Below are 12,699 nucleotides of genomic sequence, written 5' to 3' on the forward strand. Positions count from 1 at the left end.
AGTGGGCCATGGGACCTGTCCCCCTGGCTCAGAGGGGGGAACAGATTGATTATCCCAGCAAGAGAGAATGCTAATTTACCTGCAGAGATAAGTCAAAATGATCTTAGGTCGATTGTTGATTGGTTCGGGAGGCATCAGCAGCTTTTTTATGTGCTTGGCTGGCCATATCTCAGGGACCAGCAGCAACTCGAGGAGATTTTTTTGCAGACTATATTAAAAGTGCAAAAGGATTTTTCGAAAATAAATAGCAAAACGTCATTTGAAGCATGGGTGACAGCGATTTTTATACATAAGTGCCGGGAGCTTGAGGCTAACAAAAGTTTAGAGAGTTCAGAGGGAAATAATACGGAGCAGGCTTTGTTCAACGCGCTTGATCATTTGAATGTGCAAGAGAGAGAAGCGCTGGTTTTTACTTATCTGAGGGGGCTGTCTAATGAGGAAACAGCCAGCCTTCTCCAGCTTTCTGTTACAGAGGTGAAGGATCTGCTGGTTTCTGGAATCCAGTCGCTCAGAAACGATTTGAGATATGGGGAGCAGTTTAATGGCTGCCCGGGGTATCAAACGTTTTACCTTGATTACCTTGAAAGAAATATGGAACGGCCAGAGAAAATTGAGTTTGAAAAGCATGTGTACCACTGCCGGGATTGCCAGGATGATCTGGCTTCTTTTCAGGGAGCCCAGCTGCATTTGACGAACCTCATGGAGGATTTCCAGGTTCCGGCCGGCTTTATGGATAGCATTAAAAGAAGAATTTCCGAAACTGAGCACATGAGGCAGCAAAGAAACAGCAAACGTAAAAAAATCGGATTTATTGCTGCAAGTGTATTCACTATACTCATGTGCACCGGTTTCTTTACAGGCGCTTTTGCCAAAGTCTATTATACCTGGACAGAGGAAAATCCGGAGCTGCGCTCTTTTCTGCAGGCGGACCTTGGTGAAAGGCTGAACCTGGAGGCCAAGAGTGAGGGGGTTAAAATTAAAATCAAGAGCGTGATTGCTGATGATATTCAGACGATGATTTTTTATGAGATTGAAGATACGAAGGAAAACAATCAATATATGATTAATTTTGATGATGGCGTTTATGTGGAGAATGAGCAGAAAATCATGGAGGAACAAGTGTATCCTCCCTACAATCCACCTGACTTGGAGTCAGATTTAAATAAGGAAAAACAGAACATCTATCATGGGAAAATCAGTCTTCGGCCGCTGAAAGAGGACAGCGGGACCGTCAAACTTAAAATTACCAGGATGATGAAATTGGTTGGTGATGCCGCCATTCGAAGCGAAAATACGGAGTATGAAAAAAGAGGGGACTGGAACATTGAGATTCCTGTGGTAAAGCAGCCTTCTGCTGAGTATGCATTGGATGAGGAAATAGACATTGAGGGATTTCCCGTTCAGTTCGAAAAATTAATTTTGGCGCCAACAGCTACCATTCTGCAATATAACATGGGCTTTGAGCAGTCAGGTAAGAAACGGATAGACAATATGGAATTTGCCAGTTTAGAAGTGAACAAGAAAAAACTAATTGCGGATCCTTATGGCGGATCCTCCTTGGACTCATACAGTTTCCAAGCACACTTTGAACCTCTTTTTGAAAAGAAGACAAAGGAGATTAAGGTGAAATTAAGCAGGTTATATTTGTCGGTTGATGACAATAAATCTATTCCACTTGATCCTTCCAAACAGTACCCGCAAACCTTTGAGTATGCAGGCAGCACCATTTCAATCGATAAAGTGGAAATTGGCCAGCCTACCACAGTGGTCATAAGCAATCATGAAATTAAGGATCGTGCATATGAATCATTTCACTACAATATTGTGACAGAAGAAACTGACAACAATTCGATGGAAATGGATTCTGAAGGAGTGCTCGTTGATATAGATGGCAAAGAGTATGATTGGAATAATATATCGCCTGACATATATGAAAAGCTCAAGAAACCGCGCCATTTCTCTACTGTTGAGACCATTAAGATACAGGGGGATAACCTGACGCCTAAAACATTGGACATCTTTGGATACAGTACAACCAAGTATTTGGATGATGTTGTGAAAATGTCATTGGATTAAAGAGCCAAGGGGACAGGTCCCTTGGCTCTTTTTGAAACTGGGCCAGGGGGTCTGTCCCTGTGGCTTCGTTAAAAGGTTCGGCAGGACAAATGAAAGGGGAATGGGATTTCCCTAAGGGCGGGGTCGAAGATAGCGATGAAGATCTTAAGGCCGCGATCTTAAGAGAACTGGCAGAGGAAACAGGATCTTTTGAATACAGGGTTATAAAACAGCTGGAGGAAAAGATCTGTTTTGATTTTGATAGAGAGTTTGCAGAGAAAACAGGCTGGAGCCGGCAGGAAACTACGATGTTTGTTGTTGAGTATGTGGGGGACAGGTCTGATTTGAATCCTAAAGACAGCGAGATTGATGGAGTTGAGTTTGTAGCGAGGGATGAGGTGCTGGAGCGGCTGGCGCATGGGGAGAGTAAGAAGTTATTTGCTGAGGTCTTTTGAGCCGAGGGGACAGACCCCCTGGCTCTTTTTGAAGCCGGGCCAAGGGACCTGACCCCTTGGCTCAAACCAGGCCAAGGGACCTGACCCCCTGGCTCAAACCGGGCCAAGGGACCTGACCCCTTGGCTCAAAACGGGCCAAGGAACCCGGCCCCCTGGCCCCCCTCATTGCACTGAATCCCCGGGAATTAATGTTACATAAATTCGTTCGTTTTCTGCTGGTTCGCCAGCTAATAGTTTTAAGAGGTGTTCGGCGGATACGGCTCCCCATTTACTTTCTGAGTAGTCAATTGTGGCTAGTCTAGGGTTGGTGTATTGGGAGAGCTCGATGTTGTCGAAACCGATGATGTGTACGTGCTTTCCTATTTCGTACTGGGTTTTTGCCAGATAATTGTACATGCCGATGGCCATTTCGTCATTGAGGCAGAAGACGGCGACAGGCTCTGTGTATTCTTTTACGATCTGCTCTGCTGCTTTCTCCCCGGCTGGTTTATTGAAATCACCGGGGAGTTCGTGGTAGTCGATATACTGATATCTTTTAACTGCCTGCCGGACAGCTTCGATTCGCTGTTCAGCATCGTAGGAGCCATCAGGTCCTTGGACTGCATAAATTTTGCGGTGGCCTTTTTCAACCAGATAATCAATCGCGAGGGTGGCTCCTGATGTGTTATGCAAAAGTACTTGATTAATATTGGGATGAGACAGTTCTCTGTCCATCACTACAATCTTATGACCATTTTCGGCATGCTTCAGCAGTTCCTCACTAGAGAAAGAATAGTCGAGAACAATGGCACCGTCAATCATCCGCTCAGGAATGAAGCGGTGGGACTCTTTGCCTCCGCACACTATCATTTCGTAGCCTTTGCTGCTCAAGGCATCCTGAATACCCTGCAGGAGCTGGCCGTAAAAAGCTCCTCCAAAATTGGTAAGAAAGACGCCGATTATCTTCGATTCTCTTTTCTTTAAGGAACGTGCGGCGGCATTAGGTACGTAATTAAGTTCTTTGGCAATCGCCAGGATTTTTGCAGCAGTCTCCTCTGTAACCTTGGGGTTGCCGTTCAGAGCGTAGGAAACAGTTGATATAGAGACACCTGCCTTTTTTGCTATATCTTTAATGCTTGTCACGATACTCTCTCCAGTCTCTGCGATAGGCTCTCCTTTTATTATACCTTGTGAGCGCTTCCAGCTATAGTCAATTTTGCAACTTATACACAAGTGCTTCATAAGGCTGAAGTGTTTGGCTGTGATAAGGGACAGAATAATTATGGATAAGAAGTTCCCCGTTCAAACTTCCTGGCAGGGAAGACTCTACTGTTTTATCAGTTAGATTACAGATAATCACCCATTTTTCACCCTTATAGGTTCTTTCATAAGCAAAAATGTCCGGCTCAGTATCAAGGAGCCGATAATTACCGTATATGACAATATCATTTAATTTTCCCAGCTGAATCAGCTTTTGATAAAAGCGGAAAATAGATTGATTTGACTCTGAATCAGAAGCAGCATTAATTACAGCGAAATTTGAATTGACGTCAATCCAGGGCACACCTTCTGTAAATCCGGCATTATTCTCTGTATTCCATTGCATCGGTGTCCTGGCATTATCCCGCCCCTTTACATAAATGGAATTCATGATGTCTTCATGAGAGCGGCCTTCTGTACTGCGCTCTTTATACATATTGAATGTTTCAATATCCCGGTAATAGTTAAGTTCAGGGAATTTCACATTGGTCATCCCGATTTCTTCACCCTGATAAATGTATGGAGTGCCTTTCATGAGATGTAAAAGGACAGCAAACAAAGTGGCGCTTTCATATCGGAACTTGCCATCATTTCCCCATCTCGAGACAATACGCGGCTGGTCGTGGTTGCTCCAGAACAGACTATTCCATCCCTTTTCTGATAATCCTGTTTGCCAGGCCGACAACACACGCTTCAGATCACTGGATTCGAGGGTTTTCAGATCCCACTTTTGCTTGCCGGGGATTTCATCCAATGCGATATGCTGAAAAGCAAATACCATGTCCAGTTCCTTACGGGATGGATCTGTATAGAGAATGGCCTGATCTAAATCTGCCCCGCCGGTTTCACCGACCGTCACAACCTCAGTTCCCTCCAGTACTTCCCGATGCATTTCCTGCAGATATTCGTGAAGGCGGGGGCCGTTGGCAATGATGTCTTTTTCCAGATCTTTTGCAATCAGGTCAATTACATCGAAACGGAATCCTTTGATGCCTTTTTTTATCCAGAAACGCATGACATCATATAATGCCTGGCGTACAGCGGGATGATGCCAATTCAAGTCAGGCTGTTTCCTGCTGAACATATGCAAGTAGTATTGCTGTGTAGGTGGATCATAGTTCCAAGCACTTCCACTGAATATCGACTGGAGGCTGCTTGGCGGACTGCCTTCAGAACCATCTTTCCAAACGTAAAAATCCCGGTAAGGGCTATCTTTACTCTTTCGGGATTCTATGAACCAGGGGTGCTCATCGGAGGTATGGTTTGCGACGATGTCCATCATGATCCCAATACCGCGCCTGGCAGCTTCTGATATCAGCCGATCCATATCATTCATCGATCCATATTCGGGATGGATGCTGTAGTAGTCGCTGATATCGTACCCATTATCATCATTTGGCGATGCATAGACAGGGCAGAGCCAGATGAGATCAGCTCCCAATTCTGCGATATAATCAAGCCTGGAAATAAGTCCGTTTAAATCACCAATGCCATCCCCATCAGAATCTTGGAAACTGCGCGGATACACCTGATACACAACACTTTTATGCCACCATTTCTTTTCCAAAAATCAGACCTCCAATTATGAAAGCAAGCGGCCAAATATGGCCGCTGTTTTCATTACAAATAAATATCTATTCTATTCCCGCCGTCTGTCAGATGCTTTTCCAGCTCTGCACTATTGACTTGATATCCGCCTGGGCGGTAGCGGTTGGACACTGGTTCTGCATGAACTGTTATGCTGTTTATCTCAACTCCTGTTTTTTCGTGGCCCAGATGATAGATGAAGGTGACTTGTTTTCCATCAATGGTGAACTGGAATTCCAGACCGTCATGTTCTTCTGGCAGGACTGGGTCAATAATCAGATTCTGCCCGCTGCGCCTTATACCCAGGGCATTCGAAATCAGCTGGTTCATATATATCCCAGGACCGCTGGAGTAGATTCTCCAACCGCCTTTTACAGGAGCGGAGCCATCGCGGAGCTTATCAAAATGCTCTGCAGCCTCATAGCGGGTATTGAATTTGCCGTCCGAGCTGCTGAAGTAGGCGTTGCTTTGGCGGAGTTCTGCATTAGGCACCACTTTTTGAATCCCGATTGGATTGATTTTCTGCAGGCCTGACCAAACTTCATCTGATTTTCCCAGCTTCGCCATCGCTTCTACGAAACGGATATGGGCATGGACATATTGCAGGCCGATTTCGCGGCCAAAGTTGGCTGCCTGCTCTGCCCGCTTGAAGTTTGTGCTGATCCCGCCCGTATAAGTCGCAGGGCGGTCCATTAAACGGACCCCGTCCGGATGATACAGCTTTTCCCTGATGATCTTATAGTGTTCTTCTGCCTGTTTCGGAGTCAGAAGCTCGCCGATCATGCTTCTTGTCATAGGAAGCAGGCGGTATTGAATCCCGGTTTTCGTATCAGCTGGATGCACCATTAACTCAGGCTGTTCCGGGTTTTCCATGTAAACAAACCCAGGGATTGTTCCGGAGGATAGCATATAAGTGTTAAAATCTCTCTTTATCCCCTCAGCAATCTCGTTCGTTTCTAAAGACATCTTTTCATCGATGTCCTTCAATAGAGAAGAAAACTGACTGATTACCTGGTAAGTCAGCGCCACTGTCCAGCTGCTCGCCATATATTGCTTTAATTGCGCATTGGCTGGCTGAAGAGTATCATCCCAGTCGCCGTCCCCATATGAAGATAAATGGGTGCCGTGTAAAAAATGATCCTTCATATATTGAATTTGCTTTTTTACATGATCCAAAAGAGAGGCTGTGCTGTTCGTAAATTCAAAGCTTCCTTTTTCAGTATAAGGAAGTGATTCATTCAATATTGAAAAATCATTTGTTGCTTTAAGATAGTCAGCAATCACTTTCAATGGCCAGACGATGATATCTCCATGGCTTTCTTCCTGCTGGAATTTGAAATAGTCATCAAACATGAACCATTGCGGCCAATTTCCATCATCTGCGTACTGATGAGAGTAAACGGTCAAGATGATATTTTTTATAGAATCATAATTTTGAGTGGCCATGAAATACTCGGCTGGCCCCTGGCAGACATCACGCGTACCCCATGCTGCACCGCCGTACTGCTCAAGTCCGTGCGGGACAGAGTAGTGAACAAGCATATTATGTGTATACCACCAGGAAAGTGCATTTACCTTATTTAATTCTTCTGTTGCAGTTCCATTATTGGTAAGTCTGAATCCGTTCATGGTTGTAGCGAAAAACTCACGGTACAATTCCTTCTCAGTCTCATAATCTGTTTGCTTGAACGGAAGATCCTGCCCCTGAAGCAATCCTTGTATGACCATATTCCATTCAGATGATGTAGCCACTTCGACCATGGAAAGGGAGGCAGCATCAGTATCTATGTTCTCTCCGAATAGACTGGAATTCCGCAGTTCGAAATCTGCCCCGTTTATCTTCATCCGGTAGGCAAGCTCAGGAAAAACACTGGAACTGTCGGAGTTCTCTCCAGCTGTAAAGATCAGAATATCCCCGTCTTGCTCCATTTTAAAATGCTGGGCATATTCGTTATTATTCATTGATACCTGGTTTGTTACAAGATAACGGTATGCTCTTCCTTTAGCCGAGCGGACATGCAGCTCCAGTTGGGGAGCATCGGCAGCGGTATAGGAAGTGATCACAATCAAGTCATCTTCCGTTTTGTAATACCATCGGCCATAATTGAAGCCTATTTCAAACATGGAAGGCATTGTAAGCAGACGGAATTTCTTATCTATTTCCACGTAAACTCTTTGGCCGGAGGTTTTCATGATATTCAAAGGGTTCCTGGAATTGGTCAGCATTTTATTAAAAGATGTATTGCCGACGACAATGTGCGAGTTGAAGATTCCATACATATATAAAGTAGAGGTGAGCACATTTTTGATATTCTCAACATTTCCTCCGGTCATGATGATATGGCCATGGGGACGCTCAACCAGCAATTCTTTTTCCTTTAAGACGACATGCTCATGCTGTCCGGTGAAAAAGGATAACAGCGTTCCCCCGGACTGCTCCACCTGATGGCGGTGCGGAAACAGCTCATGGATTTCCTCTTTTGTCATTGAAAGCGACTCAAGAGGCTTTCCGAAAGAAGGGGAGAGGCGGACGGTTTCCAGCATAGTTGAAGCCTTTTCCTCAGGCTGAACTTTGTTCCAGGTATTCTGGATTTCCTGTTCAAATTCCAGAGTCGTGATCGCATCCTCATGATTTTCTTTGAAAATACCGTAAAAAATACATTGCGCCTTGCCGTTAAGTTCTATTTTTCCTGACTGCAGTGCAGTATAAGCGAATTCATATTGATAGACTTCATTGGCCAGGGATGCTTTTCCTAAAGCTTCCGGGACATCTGTTTCTTTATAGGACAGACCGAAGAACTGGTAGCCATCAGTGGAGTAGCCTGCCGTTTCCGTGAGTGATCCCTGCTGGATATATGGGAAGCTGCCGCCGCTCATTGGCTGGTTCTGTCTTGAGCATACGGCATACCCTTTGCTGCTTTTGAAGACTTTATGATCAATATATTGAGACATGTAAGCTTCATTCGTTCGGACGGCACCTTTGTCAGCAAGACCTAAATCCTGACCGTAGATTACGTCAGCTGTTTGTCCCTCGCCGCTTAATTCAACATTCCAGAACCAAGTGGTGTTTTCCATCAGGGTAAATGTCACCTTGTATAAAATTCCGCCAGCTTCTCCTTCCCAGAAAACCTGCTTGTCTGCCATTCGGACCGTGCTGCCGGATTTGACTCCGAGCAGGGGATAGGCTTTGATGCCAGCCCCGCTGTAAACTCGCAGAAACAAATTATTTAAGGAACCATCAATAGAATTGGAAAGCCATTGATTAATCATGGTGGATTTATGGACGATTTTGTATAAATCGCCGCTATTCAAAAATGTGAATGATAAGTCGTTTGCCTGAATAGTGAATTTTGACTGGGTCATCGTGTCAACTCTTTCCTCTAGTTTATTGAAGCTTCCTTTGAACCTGAGAGGCATTATTACACCTGATCGTTTTTTAATTCAAAAGGCAGCGCTAAACAATCGCGGCTGTTTGTGCCAACATACGCTATGAATTTTCCGGCATCACTCTTAAATGCCAGGTCAGAATGGTAATAGCGCAATTGCTCTTCGGTAATATCAAAGGTTACCACTGCTTTTTCACCCGGATCCAGAGCTATTTTTTTGAAGCCTTTCAGTTCCTTCATTGGACGGACGACTTCGCCTGAAACGTCACGGATGTAAAGCTGGATAACCTCTTCTCCCGGATAGCTTCCTGTGTTGGAAACCTGTACAGAAAGCGAAATCGGTTTGGAAGGAGTGAGGAATGCATCCGACAGCTTGGCTTCAGCATAATCAAAGGTTGTATAGCTTAAGCCGTATCCAAAAGGAAGCAAAGGCTCATTAGGAATATCTAAATATTGGGATACGTATCTTTCCTGTGCATCCGGAGCCCCTTTAGGGCGTCCTGTATTAAAGTGATTGTAATAAACAGGGACCTGGCCGACGGAATAGGGGAATGACATAGTCAGTTTCCCTGAAGGATTTTTATCCCCCAGCAATAAATCGGCGATTGCTTTTCCGCCTTCAGTACCTGGATACCATGCTTCCAGAATGGCATCGGCTTCATTCCAGATTCCATGCAGGTCGAGAGGCCGGCCATTGAATAAAACCGCGACAATCGGTTTGCCAAGCTGCTTCACTTTGGTCGCCAGTTCAAGCTGCACTTCAGGGAGCCGGATATCTGCCCGGCATCCTGCCTCACCGCTCATTTCGGAAGCTTCACCAAGAGCCAAGATGATTATGTCAGCATCCTCTGCTGTTTGAAGTGCTTCATTTAACAGCTCTTCTGTGCCGGATTCAATGTCACAGCCTTTTGCAACCGTGAGTAGAGATGGAACTGCTTTTGCTTTTAAGCCGTCATACAGCTGAACGGCTTTTTCCTTGGATCCAAGAAAAGACCATGGGCCCAGGATGTCGCCGCTTTGTGCAAAAGGACCGATCAGTGCCAGCTTCTTATCTTTTTGAATGGGAAGGACGCCATTGTTTTTTAATAACACAGAGGACTTTGCTGCAAGCTCTCTGGATGCTTTCCGGTGTCCCTCGCTTAAGACAAGTTCCTTTTCCAGTGCTTCATCGGCACCCCGGGTTGGATTTTCAAATAATCCTAATTTGTCTTTGAGGTTCAGGATTCTCAGCACAGCTTCATCTATAAGTGCTTCATCGACTTTTCCGCTCAAGACAAGTTCCTTTAAATGATCAATATAGCAGGCAGTCATCATTTCAATATCTACACCAGCCTGGATGGCTTTGAGCGCAGCTTCTTTTTCATCCTCAGCAACACCGTGCGGAATCAATTCCTTTACTGCACCCCAGTCAGAAATGAGAACCCCGTCAAACTGCCATTCTTCTCTAAGCAGGTCGCGCATCAGTGCCTGATTGCCTGTGGCAGGGATGCCATCAACCGTATTGAATGCAGTCATAACCATTTCACAGCCTTCATCAAGGGCGGCTTGATAAGCTGGGAGATAGGATTCCCGCAGCTGCCGCTCTGACATATTGACTGTGTTATAATCCCGGCCGCCTTCTGGTGTCCCATATGCCGCAAAATGCTTTACGCATGCTGCTACAGCTTCTTTATTATTTTTTAAATCATTCCCCTGAAAGCCGCGGACAAAGGCCCTGGCAAATTCACTGTTCAGGTAAGGGTCTTCGCCAGTTGATTCCATAACCCGCCCCCAGCGCGGGTCGCGGACAAGATCAACCATCGGGGCAAAGGTTACATGTACACCAGATGCAGCCGCTTCTTTCGCGGCAATTTCGGCACTTTCCTGTGCACCATCCAGATCCCATGAACATCCAATGGCCAGCGGTACAGGAAATATAGTTTTATATCCATGGATCACATCCGCCATGAATAACAAAGGAATACCTAGTCGATTCTTTTTTAAATGGGCCGCCTGTATGCTGATTGCTTCTTTCGCCCCGCCTGATGCTCCAAGAACGGATCCAGTGTTTTGGATGTTCTCCCCGGATACTTTCATAGAAGCAAGAGGGCCGGTTATTTGCCCCTCATCCTTTGAACCTTCAAAAAAAGGCGTAGCCAGCTGCATGAGTTGGGCAATTTTTTCATCAAGTGTCATTTCCTGCAGTAAAGATTGTAAGTTAGGATTCATCATATGGGCGACCTCTCCAATAATTTATTGTTAAAACAGCAAGTTCGTAGAAACGTTTCGAATAAAGATACAACTGCATTATAAGCGCTCTCTTTTTTAGAGTCAATGAAAAATCGAAACGTTTCTATTGGTATATTCTCATTATATGAATACAAAGAGAACAACCTGAAAAAAACCAAAAAATTTTACTTGAAAACGATTTCACGATGAAATATAATAGCCCTATCGAAACGTTTCAACTAGAAAATGATGAAAATACAACTTTTGAACAGATTGGATTGAAACGTTTCAATGGTAGAAGAGTTATATTTTTTTCTTTTTAATCGAAACGTTTCACTAAAAGGGGGAATATCTCGGCTGTTCACTTGAATGGCACTACTTTACGGTTTTTGTTAAAGAAGTAAAGATGCAGAATTACGGGAATCTTAAAGCAAAGCCTATTAAATTATTGGGGGTTTTTACGAATGAGCCAAAAGTTGTTAAATGTATTCAGCAAAAAGTTTGCAGCAGCTGCTATGATAGGTTCACTTGTTGTTTCTGGAGCACTGGCCGGCTGTTCTTCTGAAAGCGGGTCTTCTTCGGAGGACGGGCAAAAGACCATCACCGTCTGGGGCATGGGAGAAGAAGCAAAAGCTCTTCCGAAGATTGCAGATGAATTTGAAAAAGAGAATCCGGACATTAATGTAAAAGTTCAGGCCCTCCCATGGGATCAGGCACATGATAAGCTGTTAACTGCTGTCGCTTCTAAAAAAGGTCCGGATGTGGTCCAAATGGGGACAACTTGGATTCCAGAGTTCGCTTCTGCGAATGCGCTGCTTGATTTGACAGAAGAGGCTGAAAACTTCCCTGAGCTGGGAGCTGACAACTTTTTCAAAGGATCAGTGGAAACGACAAAATATGATGATAAAGTGGTTGGCGTTCCTTGGTATGTCGATACACGAGTTCTGTTTTACCGTACGGATTTACTGGAAGAAGCAGGGTATAAAGAGGCACCAAAGACTTGGGATGAGTTAGAGGATGCAGCCAAAAAACTGGCTGACCGCGGAGATGATAAATATGGAATCAGCATTGATACAAATGAACAAAGTTTATCATTTATGCTGGCCAGGCAAAACGGCTCCAAGTTAATAGAAGGCAATCAGGCTAATTTCAATGAACCTGAATTTGTCGAAGCGGTTGAGTATTTAAATGGATTCTTCAAGGATGGCTCTGCTCCTGTTGATCTTGGACTTGATATCGTCCAGGCATTCAGAGGTGACGGAATCCTTCCGATGTTTATCAGCGGTCCTTGGATGGTCAAGCTGATTAATGACCAGGCTCCGGAACTCGAGGGCAAGTGGGCAACTGCAGTCCTTCCTGCTAAGGAAACAAATACATCTACATTGGGCGGCTCCAACTTATCCGTATTCGAGCACACGAAAAACAAAGAAGAAGCCTTGAAATTCCTTGCATATATGAGCAAGCCTGAAACCCAAATTAAATGGCTTGAAATGACAAACTCCCTGCCGGCGAGCAAAGAGGCATGGAATGATGAGCAGCTTCAGCAGAATGAGTATTATAAAGTATTTGGAGAACAGTTAGAAAATGCACAGCCGATGCCTGTCATCAAACCTTTTGAAAAAATCGCACAGGATTTTTTAAAGAGATTTGAAAAGATTTACCGCGGCGGAGCAGATGTTCAGGAAGAAATGGATTCATTCGATAAAGAATCTGAAGAAATTTTATCCAAATAAATCGTCAAACAGGTGTACAGGCAGGCGTTCGTCTGC

General features: G+C 44.6%; 7 protein-coding genes. 3 read left to right on the plus strand and 4 right to left on the minus strand.

What is annotated here, in order from left to right; genetic code table 11:
* Positions 1-45: 45 nt before the first annotated feature.
* Both AC4E8B_RS04765 and AC4E8B_RS04770 read left to right on the plus strand, forming a co-directional pair.
* Positions 46-2,076 (plus strand): DUF4179 domain-containing protein, encoded by a 2,031-nt coding sequence (locus AC4E8B_RS04765; protein ID WP_490217353.1) that lies wholly within the window; start codon positions 46-48, stop codon positions 2,074-2,076.
* 59 nt (positions 2,077-2,135) lie between these two features.
* Positions 2,136-2,510, plus strand: a complete 375-nt coding sequence (locus AC4E8B_RS04770; RefSeq protein ID WP_490217355.1) for an NUDIX domain-containing protein — start codon at positions 2,136-2,138, stop codon at positions 2,508-2,510.
* Between the two features lie 162 nt (positions 2,511-2,672).
* Here AC4E8B_RS04770 and AC4E8B_RS04775 read toward each other — a convergent pair whose 3' ends face one another.
* The 4 genes from AC4E8B_RS04775 to AC4E8B_RS04790 form a co-directional block, all read right to left on the minus strand.
* The gene (locus AC4E8B_RS04775; protein ID WP_490217356.1) at positions 2,673-3,632 is read right to left on the minus strand and encodes a LacI family DNA-binding transcriptional regulator; all 960 of its coding nucleotides are present in this window, start codon (positions 3,630-3,632) and stop codon (positions 2,673-2,675) included.
* A 67-nt stretch (positions 3,633-3,699) separates the two neighbouring features.
* Positions 3,700-5,316, minus strand: a complete 1,617-nt coding sequence (locus tag AC4E8B_RS04780) for a glycoside hydrolase family 13 protein (RefSeq protein ID WP_490217358.1) — start codon at positions 5,314-5,316, stop codon at positions 3,700-3,702.
* A 53-nt stretch (positions 5,317-5,369) separates the two neighbouring features.
* Complete coding sequence (locus tag AC4E8B_RS04785) at positions 5,370-8,699, minus strand: GH36-type glycosyl hydrolase domain-containing protein (protein ID WP_490217359.1); 3,330 nt, start codon at positions 8,697-8,699, stop codon at positions 5,370-5,372.
* 56 nt (positions 8,700-8,755) lie between these two features.
* Positions 8,756-10,933 (minus strand): glycoside hydrolase family 3 N-terminal domain-containing protein, encoded by a 2,178-nt coding sequence (locus AC4E8B_RS04790; protein WP_490217360.1) that lies wholly within the window; start codon positions 10,931-10,933, stop codon positions 8,756-8,758.
* Between the two features lie 461 nt (positions 10,934-11,394).
* Between AC4E8B_RS04790 and AC4E8B_RS04795 the strand changes: the two genes are divergently transcribed.
* Positions 11,395-12,663, plus strand: a complete 1,269-nt coding sequence (locus AC4E8B_RS04795; protein WP_490217362.1) for a sugar ABC transporter substrate-binding protein — start codon at positions 11,395-11,397, stop codon at positions 12,661-12,663.
* Positions 12,664-12,699: the final 36 nt, after the last annotated feature.

Source organism: Bacillus sp. SRL543 (assembly GCF_984799205.1).

Excerpts from the sequence above, each read along its gene's own strand:
- AC4E8B_RS04785 (WP_490217359.1), bottom strand. The coding sequence starts at position 8,699 with ATGACCCAGTCAAAATTCACTATTCAGGCAAACGACTTATCATTCACA.
- AC4E8B_RS04790 (WP_490217360.1), bottom strand. The coding sequence starts at position 10,933 with ATGATGAATCCTAACTTACAATCTTTACTGCAGGAAATGACACTTGAT.
- AC4E8B_RS04795 (WP_490217362.1), top strand. The coding sequence starts at position 11,395 with ATGAGCCAAAAGTTGTTAAATGTATTCAGCAAAAAGTTTGCAGCAGCT.